The 20,098-nt window shown below is 74.5% G+C and carries 19 protein-coding genes; 10 read left to right on the top strand and 9 right to left on the bottom strand.

The genetic code is table 11. The features are described from left to right. The first annotated feature begins 213 nt into the window (after positions 1–213). From CP968_RS05020 to CP968_RS04990, 7 genes are all read left to right on the top strand, one after another. Positions 214–1,173 carry a YncE family protein gene (locus tag CP968_RS05020; protein WP_167536762.1) on the top strand — a complete coding sequence of 320 codons (960 nt, stop codon included), beginning with the start codon at positions 214–216 and terminating at the stop codon, positions 1,171–1,173. 75 nt (positions 1,174–1,248) lie between these two features. After that, positions 1,249–1,578 carry an ArsR/SmtB family transcription factor gene (locus CP968_RS05015; RefSeq protein ID WP_150516831.1) on the top strand — a complete coding sequence of 110 codons (330 nt, stop codon included), beginning with the start codon at positions 1,249–1,251 and terminating at the stop codon, positions 1,576–1,578. 403 nt (positions 1,579–1,981) lie between these two features. Then, positions 1,982–2,611 (top strand): TIGR02466 family protein, encoded by a 630-nt coding sequence (locus CP968_RS05010; protein ID WP_150516830.1) that lies wholly within the window; start codon positions 1,982–1,984, stop codon positions 2,609–2,611. 84 nt (positions 2,612–2,695) lie between these two features. Continuing rightward, a complete protein-coding gene (locus tag CP968_RS05005) occupies positions 2,696–3,745 on the top strand; it encodes a YncE family protein (RefSeq protein ID WP_150516829.1) in 1,050 nt (349 codons plus the stop codon). Positions 3,746–4,037: 292 nt separating this feature from the next. Further along, complete coding sequence (locus tag CP968_RS34660) at positions 4,038–4,787, top strand: hypothetical protein (protein ID WP_189828879.1); 750 nt, start codon at positions 4,038–4,040, stop codon at positions 4,785–4,787. Further along, positions 4,784–6,118: an MFS transporter gene (locus tag CP968_RS04995; protein ID WP_229886204.1), complete on the top strand. Its 1,335-nt coding sequence runs from the start codon at positions 4,784–4,786 to the stop codon at positions 6,116–6,118. Before CP968_RS34660 ends, CP968_RS04995 begins: the two co-directional genes overlap by 4 nt. Further along, positions 6,115–7,284, top strand: coding sequence for a DNA glycosylase AlkZ-like family protein (locus CP968_RS04990; RefSeq protein WP_167536761.1), 1,170 nt, complete (start codon positions 6,115–6,117; stop codon positions 7,282–7,284). Before CP968_RS04995 ends, CP968_RS04990 begins: the two co-directional genes overlap by 4 nt. 4 nt (positions 7,285–7,288) lie before the next feature. Here the strand turns inward: CP968_RS04990 and CP968_RS04985 are convergent, their stop codons facing one another. Then, the gene (locus CP968_RS04985; RefSeq protein WP_150516827.1) at positions 7,289–8,518 is read right to left on the bottom strand and encodes a S8 family peptidase; all 1,230 of its coding nucleotides are present in this window, start codon (positions 8,516–8,518) and stop codon (positions 7,289–7,291) included. A gap of 131 nt (positions 8,519–8,649) precedes the next feature. After that, positions 8,650–9,591, bottom strand: coding sequence for a LysR family transcriptional regulator (locus tag CP968_RS04980; protein ID WP_150516826.1), 942 nt, complete (start codon positions 9,589–9,591; stop codon positions 8,650–8,652). A 137-nt stretch (positions 9,592–9,728) separates the two neighbouring features. On the opposite strand from CP968_RS04980, the gene CP968_RS04975 reads away from it, so the two are divergent. After that, positions 9,729–11,006, top strand: a complete 1,278-nt coding sequence (locus tag CP968_RS04975) for an MFS transporter (RefSeq protein ID WP_150516825.1) — start codon at positions 9,729–9,731, stop codon at positions 11,004–11,006. Positions 11,007–11,153: 147 nt separating this feature from the next. Then, complete coding sequence (locus CP968_RS35290) at positions 11,154–12,272, top strand: glycosyltransferase (RefSeq protein WP_150516824.1); 1,119 nt, start codon at positions 11,154–11,156, stop codon at positions 12,270–12,272. Positions 12,273–12,323: 51 nt separating this feature from the next. Here CP968_RS35290 and tuf read toward each other — a convergent pair whose 3' ends face one another. From tuf to CP968_RS04940, 7 genes are all read right to left on the bottom strand, one after another. After that, positions 12,324–13,508 (bottom strand): elongation factor Tu, encoded by a 1,185-nt coding sequence (tuf, locus tag CP968_RS04965; protein WP_150516823.1) that lies wholly within the window; start codon positions 13,506–13,508, stop codon positions 12,324–12,326. 52 nt (positions 13,509–13,560) lie between these two features. Continuing rightward, positions 13,561–14,304, bottom strand: a complete 744-nt coding sequence (locus tag CP968_RS04960) for a C1 family peptidase (RefSeq protein WP_150516822.1) — start codon at positions 14,302–14,304, stop codon at positions 13,561–13,563. A gap of 153 nt (positions 14,305–14,457) precedes the next feature. Continuing rightward, a complete protein-coding gene (locus CP968_RS04955; RefSeq protein WP_150516821.1) occupies positions 14,458–15,933 on the bottom strand; it encodes a glycoside hydrolase family 15 protein in 1,476 nt (491 codons plus the stop codon). A gap of 175 nt (positions 15,934–16,108) precedes the next feature. Further along, entirely contained in the window at positions 16,109–17,224 is a 1,116-nt protein-coding gene (locus tag CP968_RS04950) for an ABC transporter substrate-binding protein (RefSeq protein ID WP_150516820.1), read from the bottom strand. A 258-nt stretch (positions 17,225–17,482) separates the two neighbouring features. Next, complete coding sequence (locus tag CP968_RS35675) at positions 17,483–17,668, bottom strand: putative leader peptide (protein ID WP_365598078.1); 186 nt, start codon at positions 17,666–17,668, stop codon at positions 17,483–17,485. 50 nt (positions 17,669–17,718) lie between these two features. Then, positions 17,719–18,177 carry an RrF2 family transcriptional regulator gene (locus CP968_RS04945; protein WP_150516819.1) on the bottom strand — a complete coding sequence of 153 codons (459 nt, stop codon included), beginning with the start codon at positions 18,175–18,177 and terminating at the stop codon, positions 17,719–17,721. A gap of 94 nt (positions 18,178–18,271) precedes the next feature. Further along, on the bottom strand, positions 18,272–19,468 hold the full coding sequence (locus CP968_RS04940; RefSeq protein WP_150516818.1) for an acyl-CoA dehydrogenase family protein: 1,197 nt from the start codon (positions 19,466–19,468) through the stop codon (positions 18,272–18,274). Between the two features lie 298 nt (positions 19,469–19,766). Between CP968_RS04940 and CP968_RS35670 the strand changes: the two genes are divergently transcribed. Further along, positions 19,767–19,976 (top strand): putative leader peptide, encoded by a 210-nt coding sequence (locus CP968_RS35670; RefSeq protein WP_373304050.1) that lies wholly within the window; start codon positions 19,767–19,769, stop codon positions 19,974–19,976. Positions 19,977–20,098 lie beyond the last annotated feature (122 nt).

The raw sequence follows: 20,098 nt of genomic DNA, 5'->3' as shown, positions 1-20,098 counted from the left end.
CGGTCATATGCCGTAGCGATTAAGGACAGTTGACGGGCTGTTGCGCCCGTCTCCCCTCCCGGTGTGGGTACGACACCGTTGTGGGTAGGACACCCCTGTGGGTGCGACGGCCGGACGCGTACGACAGCCGTACGGCGTCGTCGCCGTCGGCGGCGCTGCGGACCGGCCGGGTCCGGTGGCCGGGCGTCCCCGCACGGGGAAGGAGGCCGGCTCGTGGCCGTGCTGCTGTGCTCGGCGGACACCGCTGCCGGGCAGGCGTCCCTGATCCCCAAGTCCGGCCCGTCGGCCTACGGAACGGCCCGGGCCGTCCCCGTGGGCCGCGGCCCCCTCGCGGCCGCGCAGGGCGCCGACGGCCGGCTCTACCTGGCCGTGTCGGTCTCCGACGAGGTCCTCGTCCTGGACCCGGACGGAACGCCCCGGGGCCGGGTGCGCGTGGGCTGGGCGCCGCGCTGCCTCGCCCCGGTGCCCGGTACGCCGTTCCTGCTGGTGTCGAACGCGGGCTCCGACAGCGTCTCCGTCGTCGACACCTCCGGGGCGCGCGAGGTCGCGCGGGTGGCGGTGGGGCGGGAGCCCGGGGCGATCGCGGTGTCGCCGGACGGGTGCGGCGCGGTGGTGTGCGAGCGCGGCGCGGGCGCCGTCGCCGTACTGGACCTGTCCGGGCTCGCACGGGACGGTCGCGTCGGGCTCGCGGCCCGGATCGCGCTCGGCTCCGCCCACGTCCAGCCGCGGGCCGTGGCGCTGTCCGGCGCCCGGGCGCTGGTGGCGTGCGCCCGGCTGGACGTCCTGCCCGTCGTGCACATCGAGGGCGGACGGGTCGAGGAGCGGGTGCGGCTTCCGGTGGCGGGGGCGGCGCCGGCCGGGGTGGCGGTGACGGGGGAGGGCGACTACGCCCTGGTGACGCTGGAGCGGATCGGGGCCCTCGCGGTGGTGGACCTGCTGGAGTGGACCGTGACCCGCCTGGTCCCGCTCGGGGCCCGCCCGCGGGGCCTCGTCATCGATCCGGCCGACACCACCGTGTACTGCGCGTTGGCCGGGCAGCGGGCGCTGGCCGTGGTGCATCTGGACGGGGTGGACCTGTCCACCACCGACGGCCGTCCGCAGTTCGAGGAGATATCCGTGGGCGCGGGCCCGAGTTCCGTCGCGCTGGCCCGCGTCGACGACCCCGCCGTCTGACTCCGCACCCCGGCGGCCCCCGGGCTCCACCGGGTGCGGCGACGGCTCCCGCATGACTCGGAAAGCAGTACGCACATGCCCTTGCCTCCCCCCTCCTCCCGCGGGTCCGGGCGTCCGGAGCCCGCCAGAGTCCGCGCGCTGGCCGCCCTGTTGGGCGCGACCCGCGCGCACATCCTGCTGCGGATCGCCGCGCTGGAAGCGGCGACGACCAACGACCTGGTGCAGGAACTGGCCGTGTCCGCCGCGACGGTCTCCCACCACACCGGCGTCCTGCGGCACTCCGCCCTGATCACGACGGAGCGGGACGGGGTGAGCGTCCACCACGCGCTGACCCCGCTCGGCCAGAGCCTGCTGGGGGCGCACGGCCTGCCCGGCCGCCGCCGTCCGCCGGACGGCTCCCGGTGAGCGCACGCCCCCTGCCACCGGCGGCAGGCGCGGCGGGGGCGGCCGGCTGGTGCGCGAGGGGCGGGTGGGACGGCATTTTGCCGGTTCGGGGGGAAAGGGCGCCGCGCGCTTGCATTTCCGGTGTGATGAACGGTCCGGGGTGGCGTGCGGAATGCGCCGTGCGCCCTTTTAGAGCAGGATCGAAAAGCTTGCAGCCTTCATGGAACCGGGCGCAGACTGATGATTGCCCGTCGCGTTTCCGGTCATCTCGCATTCTCTGCATTCCCTGCATTCCCTGCGTTGTCTGCACTTCCCGCATTCTCTGTCTCCGCTGATTGTCGAGGGGGGTTGCTGTCTCATGCCCGTTTCCGAGAAAGCCCAGAGTCCGGGGCCCCGGGCGGCCGATGCCACCCGGGCGACCGTCATGCAGCTGTTCGCCACCGCCGTCGCCCGCACCCGGTGCCCGTTCGCCGACGAGGTCAACGGCCGCCTGGCCGGCCTGCTGGCCGAGCGGACCGGTGCGGGGGTGAAGGAGTTCGGCTACAAGCGGGAGACCGCGGGGGAGTTCACCCGGTGGGGAGGCCAGGACGCCGTCCGGCTCAGCCGGTGGGTGTGCGCGGTGGCCGGCAGGTTCACCGAGTCCCTGACCGGGATGCCGCTCGCGGAGGCCTTCGGTCGCTCGCTGGACCGCGAGGCCGAGCGGGAGGCGGGCGAGGTGCGGGCGGTGGCGGTGGGCGTGACCCGCAGCTGGGCCTCCCACTACCGGGCCGGCGACCGGCACGAGCCGCACTTCCACCCCAACACCGCCCTCTCCGCGGTCTACTACGTGGCCGCGCCCGGCGTGTGCGAGATCGACCTGATCGACCCCCGCCCGGCCGTCGACTACTACGACCCGGGCATCACCCTGGCCGGCGAGAGCCACCGCGTCCGCCTCGCCTGCACGCCCGGCGAGCTGCTGGTCTTCCCCGGCTGGCTCCGGCACGCCGTACCGCCGTTCCGGGACGAGGCACCCCGTGTGTCCGTCGCCTGGAACCTGAACTACACCCTCGGCTGACGAAGAATTCCACGGTCAGCCGAATCCGGCCGGAAAGGTCCCACATTCCGGTTTCCATCCCGCAGGAGAAAAGGAAGTCCCGCCATGCGCAATATCCAGTTCTTCTCCACCGACACCGACGACGGAGTCGTCTCCGTCGTCGCCAAGACCGGTGCGGGCGAGCACCGCGCCATCGCACAGATTCCCATCGGCAACGCGCCCCGCGGAGGAGTGAAGTTCACCAAGGACGGCCGCGGATTCGTCTGCAACACCTCGCAGAACACGATCTCCGAAATCGACGCCGTCGCCCTCACCGAGGTACGCCGCATCGAGGTCGGCCACGGCCCCCGCGGCCAGGGCCTGCTGCCCGGCGACAAGTACCTCCTCGTCTCCAACTCCGGTTCCGACACCGTCTCCGTCGTCGACCTGGAGCTGAACCTGGAGGTCCACCGGATCCCCACCGGCCGCGACCCCCGCCACATGGGCATCAACCAGGCCGGCACCATCGCCTACGTCTGCGTCTGGGGCGGCGGCTACATCAGCAAGCTCGACATCAGCCCCCTCGCCGCAGGCGACCCGCAGGGCGTCACCGAACTCGCGCAGATCCCCGTCGACCGCGAAGCCCACCCCTACAGCCTCGGCATCGACCCGTCCGGCGCCCGGGTGTTCGTCGCGAACACCCAGGCCTCCTACGTGACCGTCATCGACGTCGCCACCGACGAGACGCACCGCGTCGACGTCGGCTCGACCGGCGGCCGCGGCGTCGCGTTCACCACCGACGGCCGGTACGCCCTGGTGACCGTCGAGAACTCGTCCACGATCGCCGTCATCGACGTCGCCACCCTGCGGGTCACCCGCCAGATCCCCACCGGCTCCGGCCCCCGCGGCCTCGTCGTCGACCAGGGCGACCAGACCGTCTACGTCACCAACTTCGCCCGCGCCGGCATGATGAGCGCCGCCCACCCCCACTTCGCCCCCAACTCCCTCACCATGGTCGACCTGACCTCCGCCCCCCTCGACCGGGACGAGGGCGTCTTCACCTACGAGGAGATCACCGTGGGCTACGGACCCTGCTCCGTGGTCCTGTTCGACCTCGACACCCTCTCCGAGCCCGAGCGCCTGCGCCGCCTCGGCCGCGCCGGCACCCCCGCCTGATCCCGGCGCCGGGTCCGGGCGGCAGCGCCCGGACCCGGCCCTCCCCCCCGGCAGCCTCCGGGCCGGGCACCAGCGGGTGCCCGGCCCGCAGGCCCCACCCCCCTGCCACCGGGGCCCGCGGCGCAGGTGCCACCGCCCGGGCCCCGGCCCCGCCGCCCCACCGCCCGCGCCGGACCAGCCCCGGCCGGGCCCGGCGGCGCCCCGCGACCCCCGGTCCCTCCTCCTCCACACGGACGGGGCCGGGGGCCGCGGCCCTCCCGGACAGCCGGCCCTTCGAGAGAGAGCAGCGAGCATGGCCGAGGTCACCTTCCGCCCGCTCCGGCCCTGGGCACTGCCGCCCGACAAGCCGCGCATCGACCGGGCGGCCGCCCGCGCCGAACGCGACGCCTACCGGGAGTCGTTCCGCTACCTGCGCGTCCCGCGCCTGCCCGCGGACTGCCCGCCGTGGGTCCTGGGCCAGGAGCTCGGCTGGAGCGTGCGGTCACCGCTGACCCTCACGATGAAGCCGCTGGCCGACATCGGCTTCGCCGTCCCCGAGGGCGAGGACCCGCACCGGGCCGGCCGGCGCCTGGGCGGGGCGGGCATGTGGCAGCGCGGTCAGGAGTGGATCGCCGCCCGCGACGCGGACTGGCTCCACCTCGGCGACCACCGCGGCGCCACCGGAGGCTGGGAGGGCATGTTCGTCCCCAACGGACAGGGCACCCTCGAATGGCGCCTGGGCTGGGCCGCCACGCTCCCCGCCGGCACCTTCCTGATGGTCATGCCGCTGCCCGACCACGCACCGGACGCCCTGCGGGTGCCGGTCGGCGTGATCCCCGCCAAGGCCGTCAACGCCATGGCGGAGCGCGGCGGGATGAGCATCGCCGTCCGGCCCGAACAGCCCGTCACCGTCCACCGCGGACAGGAGATCGCCCGCATCGTGCTGCTGCACCCCGACTCCCTGCGCACCACCGCCCGCACCGATCCCCCCGAAGCGGGTCCCGAACCCGATCCGGCCGAACCCGGCGGTGCGGTCCCGGGCGACCCGGAGGCCGGCCGGTGACCGCCCGCGCCGGGCAGGGCCACCGCCGGCGCCCCGCCGACGTGCTGCGGCACCTGGCCCGCCCGCCCGTACGGGGCCTCCTCACGCTCGCGTTCCTCGCCCGCACCACCGCCGCCGTCCTGCCCGTCACCCTGCTCCTGGCGCTCGCCGAGTCCCACGGCTACGCCCGCGCCGCGCTCGTCGGCGGCGGCTACACCTTCGTGATCGCCCTCTGCGCCCCGCTGCGCGGACGCCTCCTCGACCGGTACGGCGCCCACCGCGCGCTCACCCGGCTGGGCGCCGCGACCGCGCTGCTCCTGGGACTGGTCGCCTGCAGCGTCGAGTTCCGGTGGCCGTGGTGGACGACGCTGCCGCTCGTCGTGACCGCCGGCCTGGCCAGTCCGCCGCTGAACGCCGCCCTGCGCTCGTCCTGGCGACGGCTGGCCGCCGACGAGGCCCAGCTCAAGGCGGTGCACAGCGCCGACTCCGTGCTGGAGGAGGCGGGCTTCGTCCTGGCACCGCTCACCGCCGGCGCCGCGATCACCCTGCTCGGCCCCCGCCACGCCTACGAGACGGCCGCCGCCGCCTTCGTCGCGGTCACCGCCCTCTACCTGGCCGCCGCCCGCCGCCACCACCTCGGCACCACCCGCCCCGCACCGGCCGAACCGGGCCCCGCACGCGTCGGCCCGCGGTCGCGCCGGTGGCTCGGGCCGCTCGCCACCCCGGGCACGACCGCGATCCTCCTGCCCCTGTCCGTCATGGGGTGCGTCTTCGGCGGTACCGGCGTCCTCGTCCCCGCCTACACCCAGAGCCAGCACGCCACCGTCTGGCTCGGCCCGCTCCTCGCCGCCGTCAGCACCGGCGGGGTCATCGGCGGCATCCTCTACGCCATGATCGACTGGAAGGCCGGGCTGTGGCGCACGTACCGCCTCCTGACCCTCGGCTTCACCCTCCCCGCCATGCTCCTCTTCCTCGCCCGCCCCCTCTGGCTCCTCGCCGCCCTGCTGCTCCTGGCCGGGCTGTTCGTCACCCCGCTGTTCATCAACGCCTTCCTCCTCATCGACGCCACCGCCACCGACGACACCCGCGTCGAGGCGAACACCTGGGTCGGCGCCTCCACCGACATCACCGGCGGCGTCACGGCCGTCGTCATCGGCGCCCTCGTCCAACACCAGAGATGGGACACCGCCCTGCTCACCCTCACCTGTTGTGCGACGGTCGGCGCCCTCGGCGCGCTCCTGGCCCCCGGCCGCCGCCCGGCCGCGCCGCCCACCTCCCTGCCCGCGGCGCGGCCCGGCCGTGCCGCGGCACCGGGCCCGGCCAAGACCCCCGCGGCGGAGCCGCGCCCGTGACCGCCCCGACGCCGCCCCCCGCGACCGAACTGTCCCTGGCCGAGGCCCGGGACATCGCCGTCGCCGCCGCCCTCCCCGCCGACGGCTTCCCCGACGTGGCCGCGGCCCTCGCCCGTCTGCGCGCCGTCCAGCTCGACGGCATCAGCACCCTGGCCCGCGCCCACCAGCTCACCCTGAGCGCACGCGTACCGGGCGCGACCACCGTGGACGTCGACGGCGCCCTCCACCACGGCCCCGAGCCGCTCGCGTTCGACTACCCCGCCCACGCGCTGGCCCTCGTCCCGCTCGCCGACTGGCCCCTGTGGGCCTTCCGCCGCCGTGCCACCCGCCGCCGCCCCCGGTACCCCGGCCAGGAGGTCCGCGCCGCACTCTTCGCCCGCATCGAACGCGACGGACCGCTGCCCCTGCGCCGGCTGCGCGAAGGGGCCGAGCCGGGCGCCGGCTGGGACTGGAGCCCGACCAAGACCGCCGTGGAGTTCCTCGTCTGGTCCGGCGAACTCGCCTGCACCCGCCGTACCGGCGGCCAGCGCCTCTTCGACCTCGCCGAACGCTGCGTCCCGGCCGCCTCCCTGAGCGACGCGCACTCCGACGACGCGTGCCTGACCCGGCTCCTGGGCCACGCCGGGGCCGCGCTCGGCGTCGCCACGACGGACGACCTCGCCGACTACCTCCGCGTCCCCGTCCCGGTCGCCGCGCGCATCCTGCCCGACACCCGGCTCACCGCCGTACGGGTCGAGGGCTGGGGGCCGGCCTGGGCCGACCCGAGGGCGCTCGCCGAGCCCGCCGGGCCCCGCCGCGCGCCGGTGTTCCTCGGGCCGTTCGACAACCTGGTGTGGTACCGGCCGCGCGTGCAGCGCCTGTTCGGCTTCACCCAGGTCTTCGAGGCGTACAAGCCGCCGGCCCTCCGCCGGCACGGCTACTACGTCTGCCCGCTCCTCGCCGACGGCCGGCTGATCGGCCGCGCCGACTTCGCGCGCCGCGACGGCGCCCTCACCGTTCAGCGGGCCTCCCTCGAACCGGGTGCCGGGCCGGAGGCGGCCGCGCACTTCGCCCGCGCCTGCCGCACCCTCGCCGCGGCCACCGGCCAGACCCGCACCGAGCGCGCCGACCACGCGACGGACGCCGCCACGGCCGCCGCATGGGGCAGCGGGCCGGACGGACCGTGAACGCCTAAAGGCCGTCGGTGAAGAGGAGGTGGTTGGCGGTGCCCTTGCCGACGCTCTTCAGGACGTCCTTGGTGGACTGCTCGTCGATCCACGCGGCGACCTCGGCGGAGTCGGCCGCGGGGTGGGCCTGCTTGTAGAGGACGGCGACCCCGGTGGCGTGGGGGGCGGCCATCGAGGTGCCGCTCAGGGAGACGGACCCGCCGCCGAGCTTCGCGGAGAGGACGTCCTCGCCGGGGGCGTAGAGGCTCACGCAGGGGCCCCAGTTGGAGAAGTCGGTCTCCTCGTCGTACCGGTCGGCGGCGGCGACGGTCAGGACCCGGTCGGCGGATGCGGGGGACACGCCGCAGGCGTCCTTGGCGTCGTTGCCGGCGGCGAGGACCGGCAGGACGCCCGCGTCGGACAGGGCGGTCACGGCGTTGTCGAGGGCCGTGGACTTGTCGCCGCCGAGGGAACCGTTGAGGACGGCGGGCTGCACGGCGTTCTTCGCCACCCAGTCCAGGCCAGCGATCATCCCGGAGTACTCGCCCTGGCCCTCGCAGTTCAGGACGCGGACGCTGACGAGGCCGGCCTTCCGGGCGACGCCGTAGGTCCGGCCCGCGACCGTACCGGCGACATGGGTGCCGTGGCCGTTGCAGTCCGTGCCCTGGCGTCCGTCGCCGACGGCGTCGAAGCCGAACGAGGCGCGGCTGCTGTCGGGGCCGCCGAACTCGGCGTGCCCGTAGTCGATGCCGGTGTCGAGGATGTAGGCGGTGACCCCTGCGCCGTCGCCCGCGGTGGTGAAGGTGCCGTCGAGCGGTAGGTCGCGCTGGTCGATGCGGTCCAGGCCCCAGGTGGGGGCCGGGCCGCGGGCGGCGGACGGGGCCGAGCCGGCCGCCGTCGCCGTCGCCGTCGCCGGAGCGGAGATCTTCGCGTCCTCCTCCACCGTCTTCACGCCGGGAGCGTTGCGGACGGCCGTCAGCTGGAGCGGGGTGAGGGGGACGGCGAAGCCGTTGAGGGCCCTGCTGTAGAGGAAGGCGGGCTTCAGCCCGAGGGCGGCCGCGGCCGCGGCCGGGTCGACGAGCTCGTCGAGGGTGACGATGTACTTGCCGGGAACCGGTTTGGCCGCGCGGATCAGCGGCGCGGGTTCTGTTTTCGGCGTGGCGGAGGCGTCGGCCGGGCCGGCGGCGAGGGGGCCGGTGAGGGCGGCGGCCGCGGTGACGGCGGTCGTGAGCGCGATCTTGATGCGTGTGTTCACGAGGCGAGGTGATCATGCGGAAAGGACCGGTCTCAAGGATCTCCCCGGTGATTCGCCCCCACCGCGGCCGACACCGGCTCGCACTGCGCCATTCGGTCCCCTCGCCCTCGCGGGCCCGGCGGGGGCGCGCGTCAGGCGGCGTCGCCGGTCACCCAGGCCGGGCTCCAGGTACCGGCGGCGTCGTGGCCCGTCGCCGTCGCCGCGAGGTGGGCGCGCAGGGTGGTCAGCGCCGGGTGCGGGTTGTCGCGGTGCCAGAGGAGCGAGTGCGGGTACACGGGCGTCGGGTCGGTCACCGGGATGCGGCGCAGTCCGTGGCCGTCGGGCCAGACCAGGCGGGTGTGGCCGCCCGTGAAGGTGGCCAGGGCCGGGGTGTCGGCGATGGTGTCGAGCAGCGCGTCGGAACCGAAGTTGGGGCCGGTCGCCTCGATGGTGAGGCCGAACTCGGCGACGAGGTCCGCGTAGTAGGCGGCCCACTCGGTGCCGGGAACGATGCCGGGCATCCAGATCCGGTGCCCGGCGAGCCGGGCCAGGGGCACCGACCGGGCGGCAGCCAGCGCGTGGGCGGGGCCGGTGAGGAGCTGGAGGGGTTCGTCGAGCACCCGGACCGACTCGATGTCCGGGGGAAGGGGACGGCCGGGGACGGCGACGGCGCGGAAGGACGCGTCGATCGCCCCGGACCGGACGGCGGCGACGGCCGCCTCGATCTCGAACAGCATCACCACGTCGAGGTCGACCTCGGGGTGCGCGCGGTGGAAGCCGCGCATCAGGCCCGACGCCGCGCCGCGCGAGGCGATCACGTCGACGCGCAGCGGACGGCGGCCGCTGCGCACGGACGCGGCCGCGCGCTCGGCGACGCGCAGCAGCTCCCGTGCGTGGGGCAGGAAGGCCTGCCCGTCGATGGTGAGCTCGGCGCCGCGCGCGGTGCGGGTGAACAGCCGTACGCCGAGGCTCCGCTCCAGCGCGGCGATGCGCTTGGAGACGGCCTGCTGGGTCACCGCCAGCTCGGCGGCGGCCTCCTGGAAGCGCCCCGCGTCGGCGGCGGCGACGAACGTCCGGACGGTGTCGAGGTCCATGCCGCCATGCTAGACGTACAACCAGTGGTTGTGGCTGAGCGGTCCGGAGGTTGTTTGACCCCGGTGCGAGCCGCTCGCTTTGATGCTCCCGATCGCGGATCGGTTGTACGGGCACGGGAGGGCCGGAGGGCGTGGGCATGCGGAGCGGGCACCGGAAGGGACGGCGGCTCGGGCACCGGTCGGGACGGCCGTTCGGGTGGCTCTGGGGTGCGTACGCGACGAGCGCGCTCGGCACCTGGCTCGCCTTCGGCGCGTTCCCCCTGATCGCCGTCCAGGTGCTGCACGCCGGGCCGGCCGAGGTCGCCGCCCTCTCCTCCGCCGGGGCCGCGGTGGGCGCGGTCGTCGCGCTGCCGCTCGGCCCGTGGGTGGAGTTCCGCCGCAAACGGCCGGTGCTGATCACGATGGACCTGGTGCGGTGCGGGGCGCTGCTGACGGTCCCCGCCGCGTTCGCGTGCGACGCGCTCACCTTCACCCAGCTCCTGCTGGTGTCGATCGTCGTCGCGGCGGCCGACATCGGCTTCCGCGCCGCCTCCGGCGCGTACCTGAAGACGCTGCTGGCGCCGGAGGAGCTGCTCCTCGCCAACGCCCGTTTCGAGTCCACGGCCTGGACGACCACGATCATCGGCCCGCCGCTGGGCGGTGCGCTCGTCGGGCTCCTCGGCCCGGTGGCGACCGTGGTGGCCGACGCGGTCAGCTACCTCCTCTCGGCGGCGGGCCTGCGCGCGATGGGCGCCGGGCACGAGCCGCCGCCCGAGCGCCGGGACGCCGCCCGCATGCGGGCCGGGGACCTGCTCGACGGCTGGCGGTACCTGCTCGCCGACGCCGTGCTGCGGCCGCTGTTCTTCAACACGGCCCTGTTCAACGGGCTGGTCATGGCCACCCAGCCGCTGCTGGCCGTCCTGATGCTCGGCCGCCTCGGGTTCGCGCCCTGGCAGTACGGCCTCGCCTTCGCCGCGCCCGCGGTCGGCGGCCTGCTCGGTTCGCGGCTGGCCCGACCGCTCGCCGCCCGGTTCGGACAGCACCGGGTGCTGGTCGCGTCGGGGACGCTGCGCGCGCTCTGGCCCGTCGGCCTGGCCTTCCTCGGGCCGGGCACCGGCGGACTGCTGCTGGTGATCGGCGTCGAGCTCGGGCTGATCTTCTGCTGCGGCGTCTTCAACCCCGTCTGCGCCACCTACCGCCTGGAGCGCACCGCGACGGACCGGGTCGCCCGCACCCTGTCCGCCTGGGCCGTCACGTCCAAGGCCTCGACCGCGCTCCTGACGGCCGTCTGGGGCGTACTGGGCGGCCTGCTCGGTCCGCGTACGGCCATCGGCCTGGCCGGCGTGCTCCTGCTGGCCACCCCGCTGCTGCTGCCCCGCCGCGCGGCGGCGCACCCCGCCGAGCCGGCTCCGCATCCGGCCCCGAGCGCTCTCTGACGGGCGCCGGGGCGCATCCGACGGGCCGCGGGGTCCGGCTCTCGGGATCGGCTGAAACTCGTCCATCTCGATAGAAATGGATGCGGCGGCCGGTATGTTCGACGCTTTGTCAGAGGAATCAAGGAGCTCCACCCGAGGAGTAACGCCGTGCGCATCCTCTTCACCGGCCCCGCTTCGGCGGGCCACCTGTTCCCGATGGTGCCGACCGCCCAGGCACTCCAAGCCGCCGGACACCAGGTGCTGTTCGCCGGTTCGGCCCCGCTCGACCAGTTGCGGCAGACCGGCCTGCCCGTCGTCGGGATCGGCGACGGGTCGACGCTCTCGGAGGCCTTCCGGCGCGCCTCGGACGGCGCCGAACCGCAGTTCGTCTCCGACGGCAGCAGCCCGGAGGACACCGAGGAGCGGGCCGCGGCCGGCTTCGCCGAACACGGCCGGGTCACCATCGACGACCTCCTCGCCGTCGCCACCGCCTGGCGCCCGGACGTCCTCGTCCACGCCGCCTTCCAGGCCGCCGCACCCCTGGTCTCGGCAGCCCTCGGGATACCCGCCGTGGTGCACAACTTCGGCCCGATGCCGGGCTCCGGCATGGTCGACCGGCTCGCCGCGCTGCTGGCCGGCGAGTACCGGGCCCGCGGGGTCGAAGGCCCGGCCGCCCACACGGTCCTCGACGTCGTACCGGCCCCCCTCGGCGGGGACGGCACCGGCTGGCGGGTCCGCTACGTGCCCTACAACGGCGGCGGCACCGTGCCCGGCGACCTGCTGGCCCGTGGCGCCCGGCCCCGGATCGCGGTCACGCTCGGGACGGTGGTGACCGCGTACACGGGCGTCGGCCCGGTCGCCCGGCTGATCGCCGAGGCCGCCTCCGTCGACGCCGAGTTCCTGCTCGCCGTCGCCGACACCGACCTGGGCCCGCTCGGTACCCTTCCCGCCAACGTACGCCCGCTGCCCTGGGTGCCGCTGGCCCAACTGCTCGACACGGCCGACGCGATCGTGCACCACGGCGGCGCCGGCACCATGCTCACCGCCGCGGCCCGCGGCGTCCCGCAGCTGATCCTCCCGCAGGGCGCCGACCACTTCATCAACGTCGCCGCCGCGACCGAGCTGGGCTTCGCCCTCCGCGCGCAGGGCGACGCCGTGGACGCCGCGCTGCTCGGCCGGCTGCTCGGCGACGACGCCCTGCGCAAGGCCGCCGCCGCCACCCGGGCCGACATCGACGCGCTGCCTTCCCCCGCCGGCCTCGTCGCCTCCTTCGAAGCCCTCGGGTAGCGCCCCTCCCGGCGTCCGGGACCCCGCCGCGGGGCCCCGGACTCCGGGGTGTCAGGCGATGACCCGGGAGACGACGCCCGCGCCGACCGTGCGGCCGCCCTCGCGGATGGCGAAGCGGAGGCCTTCCTCCATGGCGATGGGGTGGATGAGGGTCACCTCCATGCGGACGTTGTCACCGGGCATGACGACCTCCACGCCCTCGGGGAGCTCGATGGTGCCGGTGATGTCGGTGGTACGGAAGTAGAACTGCGGCCGGTACCCCTTGAAGAAGGGCGTGTGACGGCCGCCCTCGTCCTTGCCGAGGATGTACACCTCGGACTCGAAGGTGGTGTGCGGGGTGATGGACCCCGGCTTCGCGAGGATCTGGCCGCGCTCGATGTCCTCGCGCTTCACGCCGCGCAGCAGCACACCGACGTTCTCGCCCGCCCGGCCCTCGTCGAGCAGTTTGCGGAACATCTCCACGCCCGTGCACGTGGACCGGGTGGTGTCCTTGATGCCGACGACCTCGACCTCCTCGCCGACCCTGACCACGCCCCGCTCCACCCGGCCGGTGACGACGGTGCCGCGTCCGCTGATCGTGTACACGTCCTCGATGGGCAGCAGGAACGGCTTGTCCACGGAGCGTTGGGGCTCGGGCACGTAGGAGTCGAGGACGCCGGCGAGCTCGATCACCCTGGCCTCCCAGTCCGGGTCGCCCTCCAGCGCCTTCAGGGCCGATCCGCGCACGATCGGCGTGTCGTCGCCGGGGAAGTCGTACTGGCCGAGGAGTTCGCGGATCTCCATCTCGACGAGTTCGAGGAGTTCCTCGTCGTCGACCATGTCGCACTTGTTGAGGAACACGACGATGTACGGGACGCCGACCTGCCGGGCCAGCAGGATGTGCTCCCGGGTCTGCGGCATCGGGCCGTCGGTCGCCGCGACCACGAGGATCGCCGCGTCCATCTGGGCCGCGCCGGTGATCATGTTCTTCACGTAGTCGGCGTGCCCGGGACAGTCCACGTGGGCGTAGTGCCGGGCCGGGGTGTCGTACTCGACGTGGCTGGTGTTGATCGTGACGCCGCGCGCCTTCTCCTCCGGCGCGCTGTCGATCTGGTCGAAGGCGCGGGCCTGGCCGCCGTACGCTTTGGCGAGCACCGAGGTGACGGCGGCCGTCAGCGTGGTCTTGCCGTGGTCGACGTGGCCGATGGTGCCCACGTTCACATGGGGCTTGGTGCGTTCGAACTTCTCTTTGGACACGGGTATCCCCTCCCTGTTCGAGTACGTCGTCCGGCCGGCGGTCGGTCCGCCGCTACGGGAAGACCGGCCAGGGGTTCTGCGAAGGCGCGGTGTAGGGAGCCGGGTTGAGGACCGGTTCCTCGGCGGCGGTGGCGATGCCGCACTGGTTGTCCTGGTCGCGGGACATCCGGATGAAGCCGAGCTCGCCCCAGAGCGTGCCGTAGTCGTTCTTGACGGTCCAGTACTTCTCGCCGCCGAGGGTGGTGCCGTAGCCGACGATGGTGACCCAGTGGTCCGTCTCGGTCGACGAGCACAGCGGCTCGTCGTAGACGCCCGCGCCGTAGAGCGCGAAGCTCGCGTGCGAGGCGTCGATCTTCGTGCGGACCGGGCCGCGGGCGACGGCCGCGCGCAGGGCGTCCTCGTCCCCGGAGGCGACGGGGCGCCATTCCTTGAAGGCGCCCGCCGGGAAGGCCGCGCCGAGCGGGGGCCGGGGCTCGCCGCACACGCTGGTGTAGACGTCCTCGCCCGCCGCGTTCGTGATCAGGGGCTTGAAGGACTTCAGGAGGTGGTCGTCCTGGATCACCCAGGCCCCTTCCAACGCCGCGGCGGTGGCGTAGGCCTGGCTGGCGAGTTCGTCGCACTGACCCTTGTTGTGGGCGGCGGTCACCGCGAGGCCGACCCGCCAGTCCACGGCCGCGGGCGGGGCGTCGTCCGCGGCGGCCCGCGCCGAGGCGGCGGGCAGGGCGGCCGTCAGGGCCAGGCAGCCGGCCACGGCCAGGGCGCGGACTGCGGTGGTGCGGGGGCGCGGTGGGTGCACGCTTCTCCTTCATGCCGGGCGGTCCTGCGCGCGGCCGCGGGCCGCGGTCACGCAGCAGAACCGATCTTCAACACATTGTTGCGGCGCCGGCGCCCCGCGGCAGGCCCTTCCACGATTCCGTGGAAGGAACCGTCGGCCGGCCGCCCGGGCGCGTCAGGGCCGGGGCGGCGGCGGTACGGGGAGGGGTGCGCCGTCGGTGCCCAGCAGGGCCATCAGGACGATCGCGTCGGTCCAGCCCAGCGGTACGACGGCTTTGGGACGGCCGTCGGCCGTGACCGTTTCGGGCAGTTCGCCGAGGACGTTGCGCCGGGACAGGACCCAGTCGACGACCTCGCCCGCCTTCTGCTCCTCGCCCAGCCCGGACCAGGCGAGGGCGAAGAAGGACGTGCAGGCCGTCCAGGTGATGTCCCCCCACCGGGTCTCGGGATCGTCGCCGGGGACCAGCCCCCCGTTGGGCCGCAGCAGCGCCCCGTAGGTGTCGTCGAGGGCCGCGGGCAGGTCGGCGGGAGCGGTGTTGAAGGGGGGCGCCATGAAGGCGGCCGCGCTGTCGCGGCCGTGCAGGCCGTCGAGGGTGCGCTGGTAGCCGAGCGGTGCGAACCGGGCCGCGATGCCCGCGGAGAGCCGCCGCGCGGCGTCCGACCACCGCGCGGCGTCGGCGGAGCGCCCGAGGTCGCGGGCGAGGTCGGCGGCGGCGTCGAGGCCGGCCAGCAGCGGGGCGGCGGTGCCGATGTTGGGCGTGGTGGTGGGCAGTTCCCAGTAGTCGGGCGAGGCGGGCGGCAGCCCCTCGGCGTCGAGCGAGCCGGCCGCGTAGTCGGCGGCCTTGCGCAGCATCGGGTACAGCGCCTCCAGCCGGGCGGTGCGTCCCGCCTCGGGCGCCGTCCGGTACCACTGCCACGCGGCCCAGGGCACCCAGCCGTTGGCGTCCAGCTGCCACGGCCGGGCATCGGGAGGACCGGACGCGTCGAGCCGGGTGCGGGCCTCCCAGGTGCCGTCCGCGCGCTGGGTCCGGGCGTTGTGGCCGAGGATCCGGTATGCCTCCTCGTCGTGGCCGGTGTGCGCGAACGCGGCGGCCGCGAAACTGGAGTCGCGGGGCCAGGAGAAGTCCCAGAACGGATACCAGGCCGCCGCGAACGCGCCGTTCGGCCGGAGCAGCGCGCGCATCGACAGCAGGGCGCGCTCCGCGCCCTCGCGCCGGACGCCGGGCGCGCCCGGGACCCGGCCGGACGCGAGCCACGCGCGCGAGGCGGCGATCTGCGCCAGGGCGCCGGCGTCACCGGCGTCGACGACCACGGAGCGGGTCGCTCCCGCGGGCAGGTACTGCCACCGGCCCGACGGCAGGCGCAGCACGTTGCCGCCCTGCACGTACGAGGCGCCGGCCGCCAGCGCCGGCGTGACCGCCTCGGTGGCCGTCCCGTTGGAGAACAGGCCCGAACTGCGCTCCGGCGGATCGGTGGTCACGTGGCAGGCCTCCGTCCGCGCGCACCGTCCGATCCCGCCCGGGGCGGCGCCGTGTACGGGCCGCCCGTCGACGCCGACGGCGGCCCTTCCGGCCGCGGCCGGGGCGCCCGCACCGCCCAGCAGGCCCGCCAGGAGCGTCACGGACAGCACGGCCGACCTCGTACGCGTCACGGGATCTCCCTCCAGGTGGTCGGAGGTCAAACGACGGACGGACCCGGAGGTGGCGGCGCACCCCGGCGGGCTTGGGCCTTACGTGGCCCCGCCCGGCTCCGGCGCGGGGCCGGCGAGGGGCCGGGACGCCCGCGCGGCGGCGTACCCGGCCCCGTCGGGAGCGTCCCGTGGGGAGCTACTTGGCGCCGAGGCCGGCGTCGGAGACTTCGGGCTTGCCGGCGGCCTTGAGGACCTTGTTGAGGAGGGTGAGGTCGTAGATGCCGGTGAGTTCGGGTTGTTCGATGAGCTTGGCCTTGACGGCCCATTCGGATTCGGTCTTGAGGGTGGAGGCGAGGGGGTCGTCGGTGACGAGGATGCTCTTCCAGGCGGGGTCGATGACCTTGGCTTCGAGGGGCTTGCCGCCTTCGGCCGCGAGGCGGGCGTTGGCGGATTCCTTGGCCTTGTCGGGGTTGGCGTTGATCCACTCGTTGGTTTTGACGGTGCCCTTGAGGACGGCCTCGACGACGTCGGGGTGCTCCTTGAGGAATTTCTGGGAGACGATGATGTTCGTGATGACGAACTTCTTGTCGGGCCAGAGGTCGGTTTCGTCGAGGAGGACGGTGCCGCCGTCGGAGACGAGTTTGGAGGCGGTGGGTTCGGGGACCCAGGCGCCGTCGATGGAGCCCTGCTTGAAGGCGTCGGGGGTGACCTTGTTGTCGGTGCGGACGACGGAGACGTCGCCCTTGCCGGATTCGGGGTCGACCTTCCAGCCCTTTTCGGAGATCCAGTTGAGGAAGGCGACGTCTTGGGTGTTGCCCTTTTGGGGCGTGGCTATTTTCTTGCCCTTGAGGTCGTCGAGGGTTTTGATCTTGTCGGGGTTGACGACGAGCTTGACGCCGCCGGAGGCGGAGCCGGAGATGATGCGGAGGTTGGTGCCCTTGGATTTGACGTAGCCGTTGATGGAGGGGGAGGGGCCGATGAAGCCGATGTCGAGGGAGCCGCCGTTGAGGGCTTCGATTTCGGAGGGGCCGGCGTTGAAGGACTGCGGCTTGATCTTGGTGCCGTTGAGTTCCTTCTCGATGAGGCCTTCCTGGAGGCCGACGAGTGCGGTGGCGTGGGTGAGGTTGGGGAAGTAGCCGATGCGGACTTCGGGGGCGGAGAGCTTCTTCCCGGTGTCGGCGGAGGCGGCCGCATCGGCCTTCGGCTCGTCCTTCTTCGCCTCGGAGCCGTACCCGCAGGCGGTGAGCAGCAGGGGGAGCGTCGCGGTGACGGCGATGGCGCGCAGGGCGGTGAGCGGTCTGGCGGGAGACACGGAGGTGTCCTTTCACGGAATGGGGCTCGGGAGGGTACGGAAGAAGGAGCGACGCGAGCCATCGGCGCACCCGTCACCCGCGCCCGGCCGCGTCGCAGCGGTACGGGGAGGGGTGCCGGGTCCGTGCACGGCGCACCCGCGCCCTCAGGCGCGCGGGGCTGCGGGGATCGGCCGAGGGGCCCGCCCGGTCGCGGAGGACGCGGCGGCACGGCGGCCGGCGGTGTGTCCGCGGGTGGGGCCGGGCCCTGGTGGAAGGTGTCAGGCAGACTGACAGATGGCGCTGGAGGTGCGGACCAGGTCGATGTGCCGGCGGGACGTCAAGGGCAGCGTCCGGCCCGCGTGATGCGGTGTGCGCACGGCCGCCTCCCTCGATTCCTGGGTTCCCCACCTGGTCGGTAGGAATATTGGCAGACGCGGACATCCGCCCCAAGGGGCTGACCACATGGTGGACGGGTTGGTCTTGCCATGTGAGAAGACGCAGGTGGAGCGGGGAATCAGGGGTTGGTCCAGGCGTCCGGGGCGTCGGTCAGCGCGGCGACGTCGGCCGGCAGGTCGGACGCCGCGACGTCGGCGAGGCTCACCCCGTCGAGGATCTCGCGCACATTGGCCCGCAGCGCGATCCACAGGGGGAGCAGGGCCTGGGCGGGGCCGGTGTAGGACAGGTCGGGGGGCCGGACCCCGCGTACGGCGACGAGCGGTCCGTCCACGACGCGGATGACGTCCGCGATGCTGATGGAGCGGGCCGGCTTGGCCAGCCGGTAGCCGCCGTTGCCGCCGCGCTGGCTGAGCACGAGCCCGCCCCGGCGCATGTCGTTCAGGATGCCTTCGAGGAACTTGTGCGGGATGTCCTGGGCCTCGGCGATGGCCTCGGCCTTCAACGGCCCGTCGTCCTGGGACGCGGCGAGCTGCAGTGCGGCACGTACCGCGTAGTCCGCCCTGGCTGAGATCCGCATGGGGGCATTATCCCGTACGGCCCCGGCCCGCGTCGGCCCGCGGGCCGGGGCCGACGCGGGCCGGGGCCGACGCGGTGCCCCGGGGCGTCCGGCGTCAGTGGAAGGCGGCGGCCACCGCGCGGTGGGAACCGTTGAGGTAGTGCTCGCCGATGGAGCGCAGCCGGTGCGCGGCGGGATGGTGGGCGGTCAGGACGCGGGCGTTGCGCCAGAAGCGGTCCAGGCCGGGGGTGTCGGCGAGCTCCAGCACGCGGGTGGTGACGTGCAGGGCCGCCCTCGACGTCACCGTCTCGGCCGTGGCGACCAGGGCGGCGATGCCCGCGGGTTCCTCGGCGTGGAGCTGCGCAGCCGCGTCGAGGGCCTGCGCCATCACCTCCGTCGCCCGGTCGACCACGGCGGTGGCCGTCTGGGCGGCGGAGGCGAGTTCGCCGTAGGTGAGGAAGAGGTCGGGGTCCGCGCCCGGCAGCCGGTACGCGTGACCGCCCCTGCTGAGGTCGCGCGCCTCGGTGAGGGCGCCCTCGACGATGCCGAGGCCGACGTGGCACAGGGCGAGGCGGAGCGCGGGTTCGGCGAGCGCGGTGAAGGGCGCGCCGGCCTCCTCGTCGTCCGGCCGGCGGCCCAGCACCTGCCCGGGCGGGACGGTGACCCGGTCGAGGACGATCTCGCCCGCGCCGCCGACGCGCTGTCCGAGCCGGTCGCGGGCCGGTTCGACGGTCATGCCCCGGGCGCCGGCGGGGATCCGTACGAGCAGGACGTCGCCGGTCACGGCGCAGACGGCGTCGACCACGATCTGGTCGGCGACGGCCACCGCGGTCTCCACGAACCGGCGCCCGCTCAGCACGTAGCCGGTGTCGCGGGGCCGCAGTGCGAGGTCCGGTGCGTCGGTGTCGTCCGCGGGAGCGGCGACCGCGCCGGTCCACAGCCACTGTTCGCGCACCGATTCCTCTTCGAGGGCGGCCGCCTCGTGGTGCCCCCCGTAGAAGCGCCCGCTCCACGTGTGCACGTAGTGGCGGGCGAGGAGGTCGCCGACGGCGCTGTCCGCCGCGGCGACCTTCCGTACGACGGCGCAGCCGGTGCGCCAGTCCGTCCCGCGCTCCGGACCCGGCGGGGTGAGGGCCGCCGGCAGCCCGGCTTCGCGCAGCCGGTCCGCCTCGTCGACCGGCGGCTCGCCCGCCTGGTCGCGGGCGATGGCGTCCGCGGCGAGGTCGTCCGCGACGTCGCGGGCGGTACGCAGGAGCGTGCGGCGCCGCTCGTCGGCGGAGCGGACGCCGGTGGAGCCCGGTGTGGTCGGCACGGGTGTCACCGACAGGCCCGGGCGCCGCGGAGGGGTGCGGGATCTGGGCGGGCAGCGGTGCCACGGGGGATGGCGGTGGCCATGTCGGGTACTCCGGAACGTAGTCGGGCGGCGTGGGCCGGTGGCGGGGGAGCGGGGGGTGCGCGGTGGGCGGACGGGGCGGGAGCCGGCCGAGGTCGGCGCCGGTGCGGGACACCTGGGCACTTCCCCATGTTTCCCATCGGATTGATAGGGATACTCGCCCGACGGGACCCTCCCGGCAAGAGTGCGACCGCATGGTGGACAGTCGCGTCTTGGCATGGGAGATGACGCACGGTCAGCCGCTGTCGGTGCGGACCCCGTTCGCCGGGCGATAATTTCCTATCGGATCGGTAGGGAAGCCTTGACGGGTGCCTGTCGCGCACCCCACTCTGAGGCCATGTCCCCGTCGCAGCCGTTGCTCGTACGCCGCAGGCACGTCGACCTCCGTCGCATCGCCAGCGCCGTCTGCCGACCCGTCCAGGACTGATTCCCGGGGCATCCTCCGCAGCGCGCGGGGCCACGGGCCGCCGCGCGTGCCCGTGCGCCGCGCTCCTCCCGCGGCCCCTCCTTCCGGCCGTACGGTCCGTCCGCGTGCGGCGCCCCCTCCGT

Origin of the sequence: Streptomyces subrutilus, assembly GCF_008704535.1 — a bacterium.
GTDB classification, from domain to species: domain Bacteria; phylum Actinomycetota; class Actinomycetes; order Streptomycetales; family Streptomycetaceae; genus Streptomyces; species Streptomyces subrutilus.
Note: the sequence above shows the minus strand (reverse complement) of the source record. Positions and strands in the feature narration are given on the sequence as shown.